The sequence below is a fragment of the Vibrio aestuarianus genome (assembly GCF_012395185.1).
GTDB lineage: Bacteria > Pseudomonadota > Gammaproteobacteria > Enterobacterales > Vibrionaceae > Vibrio > Vibrio aestuarianus.
This window is the reverse complement of record NZ_JAAZTU010000022.1, coordinates 1-18,048: the sequence shown is the minus strand read 5'-3', so window position 1 is coordinate 18,048 and position 18,048 is coordinate 1. Positions and strand designations below refer to the sequence as shown.

Here is an 18,048-nt window from a genome sequence, read left to right as displayed (position 1 = left end):
TATTGAGCTGCCCATTTACTCGCACGATGGAACTCATCTTCATTGGTCTTTTACTTATCAGCGCTATTGCACACCTTTCTTGATTAAAAATTTGTGTATACATAGCTCAATGCTCCTTTGCTCACTACTTTGGTACAAACAAATGAATGAACTCGCAGCGGACACAGCACCACGTCAGCAGCAAAATAAGTCGCACAGAGATCCCATTTTTTATTGGATCATCACTTTATTGTGTGCATTTGTGCTGTTGCCATCTTTTGCCCTTGATTACGGGGTATTTGAGTCAACCTCACAAGAATTTTACGATGCCATGGGTTGGAGTGGCTTCAACATTTCTTGGTTGTGGTTTGCACTACCTACCCTTCTCTTAATTCGCCCCAGTAAAGCGCAAAATAAATACGCTAAGCACCGCCACTATTTTGATATTGGTTATTCTGCAACGTGTATGCTCATCGTCTTACTCAGCTCTTGGTATACCCAACACGGTTTGGGCTACTCCACCATCGCGCTTTTCATTGCTTTAGGTGCGGTGATGACATTAGCCTTTGCCCGTCTTGAGTTTCTAGGGGGGGATTGCTTTGTCATTGGTGCATTAATATCGATCATTCTACTGATCTCCATTTTTATCATATTTCCGAGTATTGCCATCTTTGTACCGATGTTTAAAGACGACCTGGGTAACTTTAGTGCCTGGCAATTCATTGATATATTAGGTCGCTCTCAGATCATACAAATCATTTGGAATTCGATATTCCTTGGTGTGTCCGTCGGGATTGGTGCTACCTTCTTCGGTCTGATATTTGCTATCTACACAACTCGAATTGCTACTCGCTCCGCTTTTATTGCGCGTATTTTTTCTATCTTGCCAATTGTAACCCCACCTTTTGTTGTGGGTCTTGGGGTTACTTTGATGTTAGGACGTTCTGGTTATATTACAGAATTGATGGTCGATTGGTTTGGGCTACAGCAAACCAACTGGTTATATGGATTTACAGGCATCTGGATGGCGCAAGTGCTCGCCTTCGCTCCAATGTCGTTCATGATTCTAGATGGCGCAATGAAATCGCTGCATCCTTCTTTAGAAGAAGCATCTTATACACTGCGTGCCAATCGCTATCAAACCTTCTTCAAGATCGTAATGCCATTGCTGAAACCTGCTTTAGCAAACAGTTTCTTGATCATATTTGTTCAATCACTAGCTGATTTCAGTAACCCGTTAGTACTAGGTGGAAGCTTCGACGTATTGGCAACACAAATCTACTTCTATATTGCTGGTGCACAATTAGATTATGCCTCAGCTAGTACACTGGGCGCTGTTTTACTGTTGTTTTCACTGGCGATTTTTGTGGTTCAGTATTTGTGGATAGGTAAACGTTCGTACGTAACTATTTCAGGAAAATCGTATCGTGGTGATGTACAAGCACTACCAACCTTGCTTAAACACTCGGTTTCGGGTCTGTTGTATTTTTGGATGGTATTTAACATTCTTCTCTATGGCAGCATTATCTTCGGTAGCTTCACCGTTAACTGGGGTGTTGATTACAGCTTAACGCTAAAAAACTATATCCATCTATTTGGTATGGGAATGAGTGAAGGTGCTTGGCCATCATTGATCACGACCATGATTTACGCAGGCGTTGCCGCGCCATTAACGGCATTATTTGGTTTATTGATCGCTTATATAGTTGTTCGCCAGCAATTTTATGGCAAAAAAGTCATAGAATTTGCCACGATGCTTTGTTTCGCAGTACCCGGCACGGTCGCCGGTGTGTCATACATCCTTGCCTTTAACGATGCACCTATTTACCTGACGGGTACGGCAGCCATTGTCGTGATCTCAATGGTAATGCGTAATGTTCCAGTAGGTATTCGTGCGGGTATCGCTGGGCTAGGTCAATTAGATAAATCCTTAGATGAAGCCTCACTCAGTCTAAGAGCGAACTCCTTTAAAACCATTACTCATATTTTATTACCTCTATTGCGTCCAGCGATTCTATCGACGTTGATTTATAGCTTTGTACGTGCCATGACCACCGTTAGCGCGATTATATTCTTGGTGACTCCGGAAACACGTGTTGCAACATCTTATATATTGAATCGTGTAGAAGATGGTGAATATGGTGTAGCGATTGCTTATGGCTCAATTTTAATTGTGGTGATGTTAGCCATTATTTTGATATTTGATTTTATCGTTGGTGAGGCTCGTGTTTCACGTTCTAAAGCGACTAACCAAGAATAACGATTGGAGATATAAACATGGAAAATGAAAACTTTGTCGTTCTAAAAAATGTCTGCAAACGTTTTGGTGATAAAACTGTTATTGGAGATGTAGACTTAGAAATAAAAAAAGGCAGCTTAGTGACATTACTTGGCCCGTCAGGGTGTGGGAAAACCACCGTATTGCGCTTGGTCGCGGGTTTAGAGAAACCGACTAGCGGACAAATTTTTATTGATGGCGAAGATGTCACCAATACATCAATCCAACAACGTGATATCTGTATGGTGTTTCAATCTTATGCGCTATTCCCACACCTTTCATTGCACGACAACGTCGGCTATGGCCTAAAAATGATCGGTTTGAGCAAAGAAGAAGTGAAACAAAGAGTTGATGAAGCGCTTAGGTTGGTTGATCTAGAGGGGTTTGGTGAGCGTTATGTTGACCAAATTTCAGGTGGTCAGCAGCAACGTGTTGCTCTTGCTCGCGCTCTGGTCTTAAAACCTAAAGTATTGTTATTTGATGAGCCGTTGAGTAACCTTGACGCTAACTTAAGGCGCAGCATGCGTGAAACCATTCGTGAATTACAGCAGCGTTTTAATATTACTTCTTTGTATGTAACTCACGACCAAGCAGAAGCATTTGCTGTATCTGATACGGTTATTGTAATGAAAGATGGCGATATAATGCAGCAAGGATCACCAACTCAATTGTATAAGCACCCTGCATCGATGTTTATGGCAAACTTTATGGGGGAAGCGAATATTTTCGATGGCAGTTATGATGGATCACACTTAATCATTAATGGTTACAAAATTCCAGCAGATGATGAGAGCGTAGCCGCCTTGCCAACGGGTAATTATCAAATTGGTGTGCGACCAGAAGCCATTTTACTTTGCACTGAAGGTGAAGCGTGTCAACAGTGTGAAATTACCAGCATTGCTTATATGGGTTCAATGTATGAAGTGTTGGTTAAGTGGCACAATAAAGAATTGTTATTACAGCTAAATTCTTCTCAGTTTGATCCCAGTTACGCTGATCATGCTTATTTGAGCATCAATCCTGTCGGGTTATTTTTACTGCCCGAAGACGCATAACTGATCAGCCTTTTCATTGTAAAAAACCTAAACGCCTCCTTAATCAGAGGCGTTTTTTCAACTGACTTGAGTAACAAATAAATCGCTTTCCATCTTCCGTGGTAAGTAGACACTAAATACACTACCAGCTCCCAATACTGAACGGACTTCAATATGCCCTCCCGTTTGGCTAAGAAGGCTTTGAGATACGGAAAGTCCTAAGCCAGTACCATCGCGCTTGGTAGTATAAAAAGGGTCAAATATTCGTTTGATATTTTCAGGTTTAATGCCACAACCTTGGTCTTGAATATGGATGATAGCACCGATACTTTCTTCATTTTTGTACCAGTCTTCACTGTTAATCGTTAAACAGCCGCAGCCATTCATCGCATGGATACCATTCATCATCAGGTTGACTAAAATTTGCAGAAGTTGATGCCGATTCACTTCAACCGATGAATGTGCTTTTAAATCAACATTAAACTCAATATCACGCTTATTGTTTCCGGTTTTAACTAGCGTAATACTTTCTTCAATAATCGGGTTGATGTGTTGCCACGTCACCTGATCTTGAATGCCGCCTTGCCGACTGTATTGCAGTAGACTACGAGTAATGTTTCGTATCCGATCTATTTGCAGCATGATCGCATCTAGCTCTTCTTCGACACGCTGTGTGTCGTCACCAAGTTCAAATTTTATTAGTTCGGTATTGCCGAGAATTACAGCGGTTGGGTTATTGATCTCATGTGCGATTCCAGCAGTTAACTCACCTAGTGAAGCAAGTTTTTCGTTGATGATGAGTTTATCTCGTGTTTGATTAAGCAATTTAATGTGGTGTTCCAATTGCTCGGTTTTTTCACGCAAGCTCAATGTTCGCTCATTAACCTTCTCTTCCAATTCAAACGCAGCTTGGCGTATTTCTTCATTTTGCTGTTGCAGAAGATCAAGCATGTTGTCGAATTGCTTAGCTAACTGTGTGAGCTCATGTTGGTCATCAAACCCAAGCTCTCCAATACGTTGGTTTTTACCCAAACGTACCAGCTTAACTACTTTATGGATCTGCTCTATTGGTCGGAATAAATCTCGTGAGCCTTTGTAAACAAACCATGTTGATAAAACTAGCAGCAGAACTGTTGTGACACCAATTTCAACGATGTTAGTCAAGTAGGTTTTCACAAACGGCCACATTAAATAACCGGTATAAAGCATACCAATAACATTATCATACTGATCTTTGATCGGTTGATAGGCGGTGATATACCAAGCGTCATAAACATACGCACGACCAACCCACTCTTGGCCTTCTCCCAAAACCCTTTGCTTTACCCCCGAAGAAACGCGAGTGCCAATCGCCCTGCCCGCGTGTTGATCACTATCTAACGGAACATTGGTACTTACACGTAAGTCATCTAAGAAAACAGTCAGGGTGCCCAAAGGCCTTAAACTATCGAGCTTGCTTGGATAAATCAGATCGCGGATTTGATCGACTAATACCGTGCTGTTATTTAGCAATAAGCCACCATCTAAAAATCCGATAATGTCATTGTGTTGATTTTTAATCGGTATTACGGTGCGACTGACCAACCCACGAGTTTCTATTTGTTGGTCATTGAGAATTGGAGTTTGAGCCCGTTTTGCGAGGTCACTATCTAGTTGTTTTAGCTCTTGTTCCGTTAATACATCAAAAAAGGATTCTTGCTTGGTCAGATCAAGGTAGCGGAATTTTTTCTCAAGAGTATCGACACTTTCGTAACGCAAAAAGTCGAGCGAATAACGTTTCTTTTGTTCGCTGACCCACTGATTTAGCTGTTGATATTGTTTAGGATTTCTCACTCGGATGCGGAAATCATAGGACTCAGAAAATGCCTTAACGTAATTGGCTTGTTTTTGCTGTAATAGCCCAATACTGTTTTCGGCAACGCCTAAGCGTTCAGAGACATCAATCAGTGCACTTTGCCATGTATAGTGAATGGACCAATAAATACTAATGGCGATCAGCGCAAATAACGTAAAGAAAATGGGTGCCGACGATAAAATCAATAACCGATAACGCACCATGGTTTTAAAGCGGAAACGCCATTTTCTCAACCAATGACTATTAATTGGCATCGGCGTTTTCCTCGCTTTCCCACTCTTTGAATTTACGCTCCAAGGTTTTTCTTGCGACGCCCAAATCACGAGCGGCTGCGGACTTATTCCCTTCGTAGTGTTGCACTAATTGTTGGATGTGTGCTTTTTCTACCTGTTTCAGTGTCCAGTCACACGGATAACCTTGATAAGTATTTGCTTGGTATGAAGTTGTATCTAACGTTGATGGAACAACTTGATGTGACGGTGTCACTATGAATTCTTCCGTCACACTTAATTCTGCTATTTTAGATAAGCCTTGCGACTCAGTGATTCCATGCATCTCTCGCCAGTAATGAGCAGGTGGTTTACCGAGTAAGATACAACGCTCAATGAGATTTTTCAGTTCGCGAATATTCCCAGGCCAATTGTAGTCTTGAATTGCTGACGTATCTTCATGAGCCCACTTAGGGTCTTGCATACCGAGCTCTGAAGTCAGCATACGCGTAAAAAATGGAACCAATTCTTTAAGATCTGCTTTGCGCTCTCTTAGTGGGCTGACTTCAATTTTTAATACATTGAGACGATAGTAAAGATCGCTGCGGAAATTGCCATTCTCGACTTCTTTTTGCAAATTTCGGTTGGTTGCCGCCACGACTCGGACATCAATATGAATCTCTTTTTCAGAACCGACGGGGCGAATGGAGCGCTGCTCTAATACCCTTAAGAGTGATGATTGCATGGCAAGCGGCATCTCACCTATTTCATCAAGAAATAGCGTCCCGCCATTAGCGACACGAAACAACCCTTCTCGGCTTTTTTTCGCGCCAGTAAACGCTCCAGAAGTATGGCCAAACAACTCACTTTCTAACAACTCTGGAGCAATTGCACCACAATTTACGGCCACAAATGGACCTTGACGACCACTGGCTTGATGAACGCCACGAGCCACCAATTCTTTGCCGGTCCCCGATTCTCCTTCAATCAAAACGGATGCTCGTGATGGCGCAAATTGCACAATTAGTTGTTTAAGTTGCTGAGTTTTGTATGAACCACCAATAATTTCGGAGGTACAGTGATGTTTGAAATTGTGTTGCAGTGCGTACTGCATGCGTTCATTTAAACGCTTGTCCATACAGCGCTGCACTGCTTGCAGCATTTGGCTCAAATTAAAGGGTTTCAAGATAAAGTCTGAGGCCCCTAATTTTAAGGCACTGATCGCGGTTTCTAAATCTGCGTAGCCAGTCATAAAAATAACGTCAGCGCGTTTATCTGGGTCTTCAAACGCTTCTTTCCATTCGATACCTGAGCGTCCGGGTAGATTAATATCTAGCACAATCAAATCATAGTGATTAGCACTGCGAAGCTCTTCCGCCTCTTCAATACTTCCTGTGCAATCAACTTTTGAAAACCATTTGCTCAGTGCTTTTTTGAGCACGGTCTGCATTCCGACTTCATCATCAACTACTAGGACAGAAAATGCTTGGTATTGCAGTGCTGAATGAGTCTCGATGCAGTGGGTCATAAGCTTCTCTTTTGATATTGTGCGCAAGATTTTAATATTGGGACAGAGTGTACCAACTAACCACACGTTGAGTGGGTGTAAGATGGGACATTTTGTCTAAGTTTCTGAGGGTTGTCACTTAATTTACTGATATGAGACAAAATTATCCGCAAAACCTTTATAATTTCTGGCACCTTGTTTGCTATGTAGCATTGATACGCAATGTTCAGTTATTGGCTTTATCCCCTTTATCAATGGAATAACAAATGAAAAAAACGGCTTTTACTATCGCAACTGCATCTTTGGTTTTAATCAGTTATTCAGCATCAAGTGCCGAAAATAATTCTAGAATCCGACTGGCAACGACAACCAGCACTTATCACTCAGGGCTGCTTGATTATTTATTGCCTCAATTTGAAAAAGAGTCTGGTTATAAAGTCGATGTGATTGCAACTGGTACGGGTAAAGCGTTGAAAATGGGTGAAAATGGCGATGTAGATTTAGTCATGACGCACGCGCCGAAAGCAGAAAAGACTTTTGTTGAGAATGGTTATGGCGTGTTACCGCGTAAACTGATGTATAACGATTTTGTCATTGTCGGCCCAAAATCAGATCCGGCGCAGATTGCACAGCAAAAAGCGTTGACGGAAGTGTTTAAAAAGATCGCCAACACGGGGGTTACGTTTATTTCACGTGGTGATGATTCTGGAACACATAAAAAAGAACTGGGTATTTGGGCACAGGCCAACATTGAGCCTAATTTCGGTGGTTATCGCTCCGTTGGGCAAGGTATGGGACCTACGTTGAATATAGCTTCAGAAATGCAAGCTTATACATTAAGCGACCGTGGCACATGGCTCGCCTACACCAATAAATTAGACTTAAAGATTTTATTCCAAGGGGATAAAAACCTGTTTAATCCTTATCAAGTCATTTTGATTAACCCTGAACGTTACCCAAGTACCAATTATCAAGGTGCTAAAGCGTTCAGTGATTGGTTGGTTAACCCAAAAGGTCAAGCGTTGATCAATGCGTTTAAATTAAATGGTCAGCAACTCTTTGTTGCTAATGCGAACGAGTAACAAACGCAATGAGCCTTTGGCAAACAACATTAGATGCACTTGCTTTATTGGCGAGCTTTGATACTCAACTTTGGGAGATCGTTGCGGTCTCCTTTAGTGTTTCTCTCACTTCAATTTCATTGGTTTTATTACCTGCAGTTTTGCTCTCTTTTACTCTGGCTTACTGCAATTTTATTGGGAAATGGGTACTGCTTTCGCTTATCAATACCCTACAAGCGATACCTACAGTCGTGATTGGTTTGCTGCTTTACATGTTGCTTTCACGGTCTGGACCGTTAGGTGATTGGCAAATGCTATTTACCCAAAAGGCGATGATTTTAGGGCAAATGCTGGTTTGTTTTCCCATATTGGTGTCGATGATGCATGGTGCTTTACAAGCCAGCGATCGTCGTGTTGTTGAAACAGCAATGACACTGGGAGCCTCACTGCCACGCATTGCCGCAACTGTTATCTGGGAAACTCGTTTTCCACTGCTTGCTGCCACGATTGCAGGTTTTTCTCGAATTGTCACTGAAGTTGGTTGTTCGATGATGGTCGGAGGTAACATTATGGGACTAACGCGCAACATCCCCACCGCTATTGCGTTAGAAAGTAATAAAGGAGCATTTGCACAAGGTGTTGCATTAGGAATGGTGCTACTCTCATTAGCCTTGATTCTGAATTTCATGCTGTCGAGTATGCGCGGTAAAGGTTACATGAGAACGTAAGGAAAGCTATGACAGTTAACATCACAGCACAACAATTATCAATGCGTTTTAAAGATCGTGTTCTTTTTCATATCCCTACGCTATCAATCGGCCCAAACGATGCCATTTATTTAAAAGGTGATAACGGTGTCGGTAAAACGACATTACTGAAAATTTTATCAGGTCTTCTTAAACCGACGACTGGCTATTTAAATAACGCTTCATCATGTTGGTATCAATATTTCGGCTTTAGGCAGGCTCAGAAGGATGTTATTTACCTTCATCAATCCCCTTACTTATTTGATGGCACTGTTTTTCAGAACGTTGTTTATGGCATTCGTTATCAGTCACTCTCAGCTAAACATAAACGTGCTGAAGTCATCACCGCTTTACGTATGGTCGGCCTTGAGACGCTAGCTAATGAGCATATATCTGTGCTCTCTGGTGGAGAAAAACAGCGCGTTGCGATGGCAAGAGCTTGGATTTTAAAACCTTCGATTTTATTGATGGATGAACCGAGTGCCTCATTGGATCAAGAATCCATCGAAAGATTGGTTATAATGGCCAAAGATTTACTTAAAAGAGGAGCCAGTTTGGTGATTACTAGCCATCAAACCAATGCGCTTACCAACCTTTGTCACAAGCAATGGTGGATTAAAGAGACAACCCTTATTGAATCACCATTACTGCATCTTATTAAAGAAGATACTCAAGAGAGCGTGTATGTTACTTCCCACTCAAACTAGCTGGGTTATTTTAGCCGGTGGACAAGCTAGCCGCATGGGCGGGCAAGATAAGGGGTTAATTGAACTTAACGATAAACCCTTAGTTGAACATGTTATTGATAAACTAAAACCACAAACCAATACCATTATTATCAATGCCAATCGTAACCAACAACGATACAGCGACTTCGCCCCTGTGATCTCAGATACTTTTACTGGTTACCCAGGCCCTTTAGGGGGGATTCATGCTGGTTTAAGCCATGCCCAAAGAGACTGGGTGGGTTTTGTTCCTTGCGATAGCCCCTTAATCAACGATGATCTTGTGGTTCGATTTTGTAACGCTGTGCAAGAGACTAGCGATATATTGGTCGCGCATGACGGTGAGTATCAACAGCCTGTTTTTACTCTTTTTCATAAACGAGTCTTACCAAAACTGAGTGCTTTTTTGCAACGCGGCGATCGCAAAATCATTCTGTTGTATAAAGAATGTAACACGCATTATGTGGATTTTAGTGACTCACCCAACTGTTTTTTAAACTTAAATACCCCTCAAGAACTCGCTCAATTTGGAACGCTGCAATCATGACTGCTAAAAACTTTTCAACTCCTTTGCTTGGCTTTGCGGCCTACTCTGGCACCGGTAAAACTACTTTGCTTGAAGCGCTACTTCCAAAACTGACCAAATCGGGGTTAAAGCTTGGCGTATTGAAACATGCCCACCACGATTTTGATGTTGATAAGCCGGGTAAAGATAGCTATCGCTTGCGTAAGGCTGGTGCATCGCAAATGTTGGTGGCTTCTCGCTATCGACATGCAATGATGACTGAAACTGTCGACGCTGAAGCTGAATTTGAATACTTGCTTTCTCGTTTTGATTGTAATCAATTGGATGTCATTTTGGTTGAGGGATGCAAAAACATTGCGTTTCCAAAGATTGAATTACACCGTGCTGAAGTCGGTAAACCATGGCTTTATCCAAATGATGATAACATTATCGCGATTGCTGCTGATGAGACGGTTTCCAGTTCTCTGCCACAGATGGACATTAATGATCTTGATGCTATCGCACACTTTGTTAGCGACTATATACAGCGCTTTAATGACACAAAAGGGAAAACGGAAGCCGCGTGTTGTGACGTGCTTTCTCCTGCATTTTTATCGGTTACTCAAGGGCAGGATAAAATCTTGTCATTAGTTAATGCTCTTGATGAGTCAGAGCAAGTTGCCATCTCGACTGCATACAATCGCGTGCTAAGCACGGCTATTTCCTCCCCAATCAATGTCCCGCAGTACACCAACTCAGCAATGGATGGCTATGCGATACGCGGAGATGATTTGCAAAAAGACAGCTATCAAATAGTTGCTGAAGTCATGGCTGGGCATGCCTATGAACTACCGTTAGAAAAAGGGCAAGCGGTAAAAATCATGACTGGAGCCCCCGTCCCCCTACATGCAGATACTGTAGTAATGCGTGAACAAGCGCAACTCAATGGTGACGTGGTCACTTTTTCCGATGCACAGATCAAACAAGGGCAAAATGTGCGTCAAGCTGGTGAAGATTTGGCGCAAGGCCAAGATGTATTTACCAACGGACAACGTATCACATCTCCGGAGATGGGGATGATAGCGTCATTGGGTTTTGATACTTGTGCGGTTTATCGCAAGCTTAAAGTGGCGTTATTCTCTACTGGTGATGAAGTTCAAGCTCCAGGAACCATTCAGGCTGCAAACACAATTTACGATTCTAATCGCTTTACGTTGATAGGCCTACTCAATCAACTTGGTTGCGAGGTTATTGATCTCGGCATTATTGAAGATAACGAAACCTTAATGATCGATGCGTTAAATGAAGCGGCTTTAAACGCCGACTTGATTCTTACTTCTGGTGGTGTATCGGTTGGTGATGCTGATTTTATTAAATCGGCGCTAGAAAAAGTAGGCACGATTGATTTTTGGCGTATCAATATGCGCCCGGGTCGACCATTAGCATTTGGCCATATAAATCAAAAACCATTTTTTGGTTTGCCGGGTAACCCTGTCGCCGTGATGGTTTCGTTCATCAATTTCGTTGAACCTGCGATTCGAAAGATGCAAGGTGAAGTCAATTGGCTGCCCTTGAAAGTCAATGCCACTGCAGCTGAATCTATTCGCTCACGACAAGGTCGTACAGAGTTTAGTCGCGGTATTTATTCGATCAATGAGCGAGGTCAACTGGAAGTGAAAACGACCGGTAAACAAGGCTCAGGCATACTACGTTCTATGAGCGAAGCAAACTGTTTAATTGAAGTTTCTCCTGCCATTGATAGTGTAAAAGCCGGTGAAAGCGTGACAATCATCCCACTTCAAGGCAGAATCTAGCCTCATAACTTATGGGTCATTGCTGTGACAGTTTTAAGCGATCCACAAGACACAATTTTAAAAGGCTGGTGTGAAAATATCGGCCTTTGTTTCTTTTCCCAATACAGGGAATGATGATTTTAGAGAGATAATCATGGCTCGTACCATTTTGTACACCTATAAAAATGAAGATAAAACGCTGACTTTTTCTTATGAAAAACACCACAATATTCACGAAGCTGTCGCCGAAGCTGAAGGGATAGATATTACTGAGTTTTTGAAAATGGAACAGCAATTAGAAGCCATTTCAGATACCAAAGCCGTGCGTAATTACCGTGATAACCACTTTAGACAGCTTGGTTTTAGCAAGTTGACACTGCAACAAAAAGAAAACGTAGGCGTTGGTAAGAAAGGTTCCAAATAACCAATACAGCGAATCGTTGTAAAAACCAGATATGCTTATAAAAAAGGGCCTGCGCATGCAAGCCCTTTGTCGTTGATATTGACTATTTGATATTCAAGAATGCAGCGCCACGCACGCCACCAGAATCGCCATGTTTTGCTTTGATGATTTTTGGGCATTTCGCAACGGAAAGTAGGTGTTTCGGTATACGTTTCGGCATTTCTTGATAAATAAGATCGAAATTTGATAAGCCGCCGCCTAGGGCAACTACGTGAGGATCGTTAGCAGTGAATAGATTTGCAAAGCAGATAGCGAGCAACTCCATGAAACGCTCAACATGTTCCGTCGCTTTGCTTTCACCTTCAGTATTGGCATTGATGATATCGATCGCTTTCTTTTGCTCACCGTAGTAGTGCTCGTAAAGAAGCTCAAAGCCACGACCAGATAAATAACTGTCTAAACAACCTTTTTTACCACAACCACAACCCAGCATCGGCGCATTATCACCTAGGTGTAGCCATGCATCTAAAGGAAGACGCATATGGCCAAACTCGCCTGCTACATGGTTACGTCCAGAAAAAACTTGTCCTTGATAAACCAAACCACCACCAAAACCAGTGCCGAGGATAAGCCCCATCACGGAAGGTTCATCTTTGAGTTCTTCATCCCAAGCTTCTGAAAGTGCAAAACAGTTCGCATCGTTTTCGATTTTAACACTACGACCAATTTTTGCTTCGAGATCAGCACGAAGCGGCTTGCCTTTTGCGGCAGGTACATTGACGGTCAGAACAGTGGCATCATCGGCATCTTCCATACCGGGAAGACCTAAACCAATTTTACCTTCAACACCAAACTGAGCATCATATTTATTCACTAGCCCTGCAATCGTGTCGACCAGCAAATTGTAATCATCCGTTGGGGTTGGTACACGTTCTGTCGCAACACGTTCTAAATTCTCATTAAATGCACCAAATTCAATTTTAGTGCCACCGACATCAAAGCCGTAGTACATGTAATCTCTCCTAAAATTCACTCGAATCGATGAGCGATAAAATAAATCTTTTGGCATTATCCACAGAGCTACGCCTACGTTCCGTGACATAGTGCGAATTTATCTGGTTCACAAGTCTGTTTGGATAATATCGCAGCACTTAAACCATCAACTTTAGAGTGATCTCTCGCTTTTGCTTTGCTCGATGAAATGTTTCAACACAGGTTTACTAAAATCACGTTTTAAACGAGTTTTGCTTAATAAATAGCTTTCTCTAAACACTTCAAACCATTGCGTAAGCATTGATGACGCTTGCTCCTCACCTACTCCATTTAGCACTAAAGAGGCCACTTCTGCGGTTGATAGATGTTGATCATTTTCTGATTTTCTCATCATATATTGCGATACGGTTTGTGGCGAAATTGACATAACAGGCAAGGTATCGAGATAAGGTGATTTACGGAACATGCGCCTTGCTTCGCGCCAACTACCATCTAGGAAAATCAGCAATGGTTTACGCTTGTCGCCCACTTTCGGTAGTTTAAGTAACATTCGTTCTCTATTTTCGACATACTCTTCTGGAAATATCACAATTGGTTGATAGTTAGGATCTTGTAAGAGTGCGAGCATTTGAGCGTCGGGTTCTGTGCGATTCCACTGATAAACATAAGTCTCTTTCACTACATCTGCAATTAAACGTCCAGTATTACTAGGTTTAAACACCTCATTTTCAGACACCAATAAAAGCATAGCGACATTGCTTTCAATATCCGGCTGGAACGGGCATAAGCAATGCTCAATGGCTATCTGACAATATGGGCAACGTTCTACTTTTGCTCCGCGTGCTTGAAATGGTTTGGTCGATAAACCGATGCGGTGTTGATAGAGGTGATTAAAAGCGTGAATTCTCATAAAACCAATGTTTAAACTGGAAAGTGGTTGCGATTGTACTTACAGTAAAGCCAGATTCCTAGCACAGAAAGATAACCATGAATCATAATCCAGAATTGATCCGCTTAAGCTTTTTTATTGCTGTATTTGTCTTGTGTGCATGTTGGGAGTGGCTGATGCCGCGCAAGGTTTTAACTCAAAATAAGCTCAATCGTTGGCTGAATAATTTAGGGTTGATTGGGCTAAATAGCCTGTGTCTCTCATTGCTGATGCCGCTCCTCGCTTTTGAAGCGGCAAATTTGGCGGAGATGCAGAATATAGGCTTGTTTAATTGGTTAACCTTGCCTACCAGCATTGAGGTCATCATTGCCGTCATTGTGCTTGATTTTATTATTTATGCGCAGCATGTATTTTTTCATTTTGTTCCTTGGTTGTGGCGTTTGCACCGTATGCACCATGCGGATCAAGATATTGATGTGACAACAGGTACTCGCTTCCACCCCATCGAAATTGTTTTATCTTTATGGATAAAAATAGCAAGCGTGCTGATCTTGGGTATCGATCCGTTGGCTGTATTGATATTCGAAATATTATTGAATGCTAGCGCGATGTTTAACCATAGTAATGCGAAATTGAATTTGAAATTAGACCATCAGCTACGATGGTTTATTGTCACTCCAGATATGCATCGCGTTCATCATTCAGTGATTGCACGGGAAACGCATTCCAATTTTGGTTTTTTCTTGTCATGGTGGGATCGCCTGTTTGATACTTACCGAGCTCAACCGAAATTAGGGCATGATGCGGTAAAGATTGGTATTCCGCTGTTCAGACAAACGCGTGAGCAATGGTTGGATAAAATGCTGACCCAACCATTTCGGGAAAAATAACTAAAAGCGATATTTATGCAGCATGGCTTGTTGATCACCTGCGATTGCAGCGACCTGTTTTGAGCTTTCAACCATTGCCTCTAGCTGCGATTTGGTCTGTCCACCTTGCGCTGAAACCTGAGTGATGGAGCGACTAACATCTGCTGTCGCTCGTTCTTGCTCTTCAGTGGCAACACTAATTTGTTCAACTCTGTCGCGAATATGCTCAACGGCTTTCTCGATCTGTTCGAAGGTTGTCTTTACCTCATCACTAGAGTGCAACGCATTGGTCATTTCTTGGCGAGACTCATAGACTGCTTGGCGAGAGCGTTCTGCTGCTGCTGTGAGTTCATTCATCATGCTACGAATATTGGTGGTCTGTTGTGATGTATCGCTTGCTAATTTTCGTACTTCATCAGCCACGACAGCAAAGCCTCGTCCTTGTTCTCCTGCCCTTGCCGCTTCTATTGCGGCATTGAGGGCTAACAAATTCGTGCTATCCGCAATACCGCTGATCATATCCACCATTTCACGTATTTGCTTCACTCGACTGTCCAATTCAAGCATCGCGACTTCATTTAGGTGTAAGGTATTTTCAAGTGACTCTAAACGGCCTCTATTTTGTTCAATAACATCAACACCTTGTGATGAATATTTGCTCGCCGACACTGATTCTTCATACGATTCATTGGTCACCATAGCAATATTACGAATAGCAGACTCTAGCTCCGTCACAGTGGTAACCATGCTCACTAGCGAGTCATTTTGCAGCATCATATTAATATTTGATTTATCAGCAGCATCGTGACTGGTTTCGGCATTTTGGTATAGGATTTCGCAGTTGCGGGTAACGGTTGATAGTGATTCATTTGTCGACGCGATCACTTGGTTTAATTTTACAGCGACTTCTTTACACTCATTAGGGCCGATCAACATTGTTGGTTGAGAGAAATCGTGCTGTGTTAATAACGATAACCTTACCATTAAGTTATCCAGTCCTTTTTTCAACCAATGACGTAATCCTAACCAAGACAGCAGTACCAAAACAGTTAACACTATACCACCAATATATTGCACTCTCTCAACTCGATACATCGCATCATGAACCACATTTTCGCTTTGCTTTATTAACCCACTTGCCGCATTTGAAATAGCATTCAACTGTACTATTGTCTCTTTTGCTATCTGGGCGGCTTGGTTCATTTCTAAACGCTGTAACTTCCCTTGTTCGACCTTTTTTAGGATTTTCTGCAAGATTCCGCCATCCGTGAAACCCGCTTTAACCATGTCGTATGGTGCTGTTAAACTTGTATATTCCATCACATCTGGATGCCACTCTTTAAAATCATCAAATGCCAAGTCGATGCTTGCCATTCGGTTTCTAACCTCTTTATATTGCTCGTAGGCAAGTTGAGGATCTCGTTGCATCATCATCAATAAAAATGTGCTTTCCATTGAGCTGGCACTCGCAATAAATCGGTTTGCGGCATCCATAGATTCTGGGTTGTCCATCGATAAAAACGAACTAATACGGTTCATTTCAGGGCCGACAGAGCTCAGCCCATATCGAAATACGCGAGCCGCAGCCTCAATCGATTGTTGCTGTTCAAGCTGGTCAGCTTGTGCTGCCAAAATTGACTTAATCAGTGTTTGAAAGTTGATATTTTTAGTTTGCAGTTGCTCTTTTTGTTGCGGTGTAATCGTGGTACCAAAATGAGAAGATATCGAGAAAAGTTGTTCGATAAGTACTTGTGTTTTCAAGCTCAGTTGGTTTAGTTGAGTGTTGACTGATTTTAATTCGAGTTGATTTTCAGTACGAATACCGTCACCAAGGTATTGCACTTGTTCTAAGATATTTTGTGTCAGGCTTGCATTGTTTAATGCTAAAGGTAAAGTTTGTTCAGCTAAGTTAGAAAATTGCAGGCCTACCTTTTCCATACTTTTTAAACTCAACACTGCCAATAATATAACAAGCAGGATGATAGCAATAAAAATAGCACTGATGGTTTGCATGAGTGAAAGCGAGCGAAGCTGTTTGTTTGGCAAAGAATTCATAATAAATACGACGAAATAATTAAGTAGGCAAATAAGACTCAAACCATGGTATGAAGGGAGTATTTCAGAAATGTTTCACTTGAATTTCAGTAAGATGACAAATGCTTAAATGCAGATCATTATGTGACTTGTTGCTAGTATTTATTCTTGCAGGCTGTAGCAATGTGCCAACGCCACCTCAAACAAACGCTACTACTGTGACGGCGCAAGAGGTTAAGTCGATCATCAATAATTCCGAAGATGAGCTCGGTTTGGTATTTCAAAGTTGGCAAGGAGTGCCTTATCAACTTGGGGGAAATTCAAAAATGGGGGTTGATTGTTCTGCGTTCGTTCAAATTGCGTTTAGAGATGTGTGGCAAATCCCATTACCAAGAACGACTCATTCACAAAGCCAAACGGGACGTCAGGTTAAATACAACAGCGCACAACGAGGAGACTTGGTGTTTTTTAAAACATCAAGAACCACTAACCATGTTGGGGTTTACTTAGGTAATAAGAAATTTATGCATGCTTCGACATCCAAAGGTGTAATGATATCGAGGATTGATAACCCATATTGGGCATCTAAATTTTGGCAGTTTAGGCGGATAATGAGTCCGCCTAACGTCAATTAATCGTACTTCGCTACAGCAGAATCAAACAGGTTTTTCACCAATGCGATATATTCATCCAAGAAAATAATCTGTTCGTTAGTTGCAGGTTTATTCCAAACGCCGGCCAACACTTCACCCAGATCTTCAACGACTGAATCCGCTTCTTTTAATAGCTGAAAACGAACACTTGAATGCAGGTCTGGGTTTTGTTCAAAAATAGCCATGATGTTACTGGCAACCATATCGGTTACCACATCTTCCACACTCTCTGAGCCAATATCCCCACCAGATGTAAATACATCCATATTGAAAGAGAGGTGCTCAATCAGAGCCAAATAGCCATCGGTTTCTACAACCACTTTAATTCTCCGCTTTACCGCTTAATTGCCAGTAATCACTGTACCTTAAACAATACTAAGCCATGTCAGCTCTTTTTCACAGATTTGATAGTTTAATGGTGCGATTTTTCATCAATTTATTGATAAGTATCTAGTATCAACAATATCTCAAACTTAAATATCGTTGATAAAAATAGGAAATGTAGTCCTTTAAGG

Annotated in this window: 16 protein-coding genes; 10 read left to right on the top strand and 6 right to left on the bottom strand. The window is 41.9% G+C overall.

Annotation, left to right across the window (positions count from 1 at the left end; genetic code table 11):
- The first annotated feature begins 142 nt into the window (after positions 1–142).
- Together HGG78_RS11650 and fbpC are read left to right on the top strand one after the other, a co-directional pair.
- Positions 143–2,239, top strand: coding sequence for an ABC transporter permease (locus HGG78_RS11650; protein ID WP_172532973.1), 2,097 nt, complete (start codon positions 143–145; stop codon positions 2,237–2,239).
- A gap of 17 nt (positions 2,240–2,256) precedes the next feature.
- Positions 2,257–3,312: a ferric ABC transporter ATP-binding protein gene (gene fbpC / locus HGG78_RS11645; protein WP_168786709.1), complete on the top strand. Its 1,056-nt coding sequence runs from the start codon at positions 2,257–2,259 to the stop codon at positions 3,310–3,312.
- 57 nt (positions 3,313–3,369) lie between these two features.
- Here the strand turns inward: fbpC and HGG78_RS11640 are convergent, their stop codons facing one another.
- Both HGG78_RS11640 and HGG78_RS11635 read right to left on the bottom strand, forming a co-directional pair.
- On the bottom strand, positions 3,370–5,400 hold the full coding sequence (locus tag HGG78_RS11640) for a sensor histidine kinase (protein ID WP_172532972.1): 2,031 nt from the start codon (positions 5,398–5,400) through the stop codon (positions 3,370–3,372).
- Positions 5,390–6,883: a sigma-54-dependent transcriptional regulator gene (locus HGG78_RS11635; RefSeq protein WP_172532971.1), complete on the bottom strand. Its 1,494-nt coding sequence runs from the start codon at positions 6,881–6,883 to the stop codon at positions 5,390–5,392. Before HGG78_RS11635 ends, HGG78_RS11640 begins: the two co-directional genes overlap by 11 nt.
- A gap of 245 nt (positions 6,884–7,128) precedes the next feature.
- Between HGG78_RS11635 and HGG78_RS11630 the strand changes: the two genes are divergently transcribed.
- The 6 genes from HGG78_RS11630 (at position 7,129) to HGG78_RS11605 (ending at position 12,116) form a co-directional block, all read left to right on the top strand.
- Complete coding sequence (locus HGG78_RS11630; protein WP_172532970.1) at positions 7,129–7,944, top strand: ABC transporter substrate-binding protein; 816 nt, start codon at positions 7,129–7,131, stop codon at positions 7,942–7,944.
- Between the two features lie 8 nt (positions 7,945–7,952).
- Complete coding sequence (locus tag HGG78_RS11625) at positions 7,953–8,651, top strand: ABC transporter permease (RefSeq protein ID WP_172532969.1); 699 nt, start codon at positions 7,953–7,955, stop codon at positions 8,649–8,651.
- Between the two features lie 8 nt (positions 8,652–8,659).
- The gene (locus HGG78_RS11620) at positions 8,660–9,376 is read left to right on the top strand and encodes an energy-coupling factor ABC transporter ATP-binding protein (RefSeq protein ID WP_172532968.1); all 717 of its coding nucleotides are present in this window, start codon (positions 8,660–8,662) and stop codon (positions 9,374–9,376) included.
- Positions 9,354–9,941, top strand: a complete 588-nt coding sequence (gene mobA / locus HGG78_RS11615) for a molybdenum cofactor guanylyltransferase MobA (protein WP_172532967.1) — start codon at positions 9,354–9,356, stop codon at positions 9,939–9,941. The genes HGG78_RS11620 and mobA overlap by 23 nt, the downstream gene beginning before the upstream one ends.
- Positions 9,938–11,713 carry a bifunctional molybdopterin-guanine dinucleotide biosynthesis adaptor protein MobB/molybdopterin molybdotransferase MoeA gene (locus HGG78_RS11610; protein ID WP_172532966.1) on the top strand — a complete coding sequence of 592 codons (1,776 nt, stop codon included), beginning with the start codon at positions 9,938–9,940 and terminating at the stop codon, positions 11,711–11,713. The genes mobA and HGG78_RS11610 overlap by 4 nt, the downstream gene beginning before the upstream one ends.
- Positions 11,714–11,846: 133 nt before the next feature.
- Positions 11,847–12,116: a DUF2960 domain-containing protein gene (locus tag HGG78_RS11605; protein WP_172532965.1), complete on the top strand. Its 270-nt coding sequence runs from the start codon at positions 11,847–11,849 to the stop codon at positions 12,114–12,116.
- Positions 12,117–12,198: 82 nt separating this feature from the next.
- Here HGG78_RS11605 and nagK read toward each other — a convergent pair whose 3' ends face one another.
- A complete protein-coding gene (gene nagK / locus HGG78_RS11600; protein WP_172532964.1) occupies positions 12,199–13,107 on the bottom strand; it encodes an N-acetylglucosamine kinase in 909 nt (302 codons plus the stop codon).
- Between the two features lie 153 nt (positions 13,108–13,260).
- Complete coding sequence (locus HGG78_RS11595; protein WP_172532963.1) at positions 13,261–13,998, bottom strand: tRNA-uridine aminocarboxypropyltransferase; 738 nt, start codon at positions 13,996–13,998, stop codon at positions 13,261–13,263.
- Positions 13,999–14,075: 77 nt separating this feature from the next.
- On the opposite strand from HGG78_RS11595, the gene HGG78_RS11590 reads away from it, so the two are divergent.
- On the top strand, positions 14,076–14,867 hold the full coding sequence (locus HGG78_RS11590; RefSeq protein WP_172532962.1) for a sterol desaturase family protein: 792 nt from the start codon (positions 14,076–14,078) through the stop codon (positions 14,865–14,867).
- Here the strand turns inward: HGG78_RS11590 and HGG78_RS11585 are convergent, their stop codons facing one another.
- Positions 14,868–16,859: a methyl-accepting chemotaxis protein gene (locus HGG78_RS11585; RefSeq protein ID WP_422108885.1), complete on the bottom strand. Its 1,992-nt coding sequence runs from the start codon at positions 16,857–16,859 to the stop codon at positions 14,868–14,870. It abuts the gene before it with no gap.
- Positions 16,860–17,002: 143 nt separating this feature from the next.
- On the opposite strand from HGG78_RS11585, the gene HGG78_RS11580 reads away from it, so the two are divergent.
- Positions 17,003–17,515, top strand: a complete 513-nt coding sequence (locus tag HGG78_RS11580; RefSeq protein ID WP_172532960.1) for a C40 family peptidase — start codon at positions 17,003–17,005, stop codon at positions 17,513–17,515.
- Here HGG78_RS11580 and HGG78_RS11575 read toward each other — a convergent pair.
- Positions 17,512–17,853, bottom strand: a complete 342-nt coding sequence (locus tag HGG78_RS11575) for a DUF3802 family protein (protein WP_171980514.1) — start codon at positions 17,851–17,853, stop codon at positions 17,512–17,514. The two genes, HGG78_RS11580 and HGG78_RS11575, sit on opposite strands and share 4 nt — an antisense overlap.
- Positions 17,854–18,048: the final 195 nt, after the last annotated feature.

Excerpts from the sequence above, each read along its gene's own strand:
- HGG78_RS11650 (WP_172532973.1), top strand. The coding sequence starts at position 143 with ATGAATGAACTCGCAGCGGACACAGCACCACGTCAGCAGCAAAATAAG.
- fbpC (WP_168786709.1), top strand. The coding sequence starts at position 2,257 with ATGGAAAATGAAAACTTTGTCGTTCTAAAAAATGTCTGCAAACGTTTT.
- HGG78_RS11640 (WP_172532972.1), bottom strand. The coding sequence starts at position 5,400 with ATGCCAATTAATAGTCATTGGTTGAGAAAATGGCGTTTCCGCTTTAAA.
- HGG78_RS11635 (WP_172532971.1), bottom strand. The coding sequence starts at position 6,883 with ATGACCCACTGCATCGAGACTCATTCAGCACTGCAATACCAAGCATTT.
- HGG78_RS11630 (WP_172532970.1), top strand. The coding sequence starts at position 7,129 with ATGAAAAAAACGGCTTTTACTATCGCAACTGCATCTTTGGTTTTAATC.
- HGG78_RS11625 (WP_172532969.1), top strand. The coding sequence starts at position 7,953 with ATGAGCCTTTGGCAAACAACATTAGATGCACTTGCTTTATTGGCGAGC.
- HGG78_RS11620 (WP_172532968.1), top strand. The coding sequence starts at position 8,660 with ATGACAGTTAACATCACAGCACAACAATTATCAATGCGTTTTAAAGAT.
- mobA (WP_172532967.1), top strand. The coding sequence starts at position 9,354 with ATGTTACTTCCCACTCAAACTAGCTGGGTTATTTTAGCCGGTGGACAA.
- HGG78_RS11610 (WP_172532966.1), top strand. The coding sequence starts at position 9,938 with ATGACTGCTAAAAACTTTTCAACTCCTTTGCTTGGCTTTGCGGCCTAC.
- HGG78_RS11605 (WP_172532965.1), top strand. The coding sequence starts at position 11,847 with ATGGCTCGTACCATTTTGTACACCTATAAAAATGAAGATAAAACGCTG.
- nagK (WP_172532964.1), bottom strand. The coding sequence starts at position 13,107 with ATGTACTACGGCTTTGATGTCGGTGGCACTAAAATTGAATTTGGTGCA.
- HGG78_RS11595 (WP_172532963.1), bottom strand. The coding sequence starts at position 13,998 with ATGAGAATTCACGCTTTTAATCACCTCTATCAACACCGCATCGGTTTA.
- HGG78_RS11590 (WP_172532962.1), top strand. The coding sequence starts at position 14,076 with ATGAATCATAATCCAGAATTGATCCGCTTAAGCTTTTTTATTGCTGTA.
- HGG78_RS11585 (WP_422108885.1), bottom strand. The coding sequence starts at position 16,859 with ATGCAAACCATCAGTGCTATTTTTATTGCTATCATCCTGCTTGTTATA.
- HGG78_RS11580 (WP_172532960.1), top strand. The coding sequence starts at position 17,003 with ATGCTTAAATGCAGATCATTATGTGACTTGTTGCTAGTATTTATTCTT.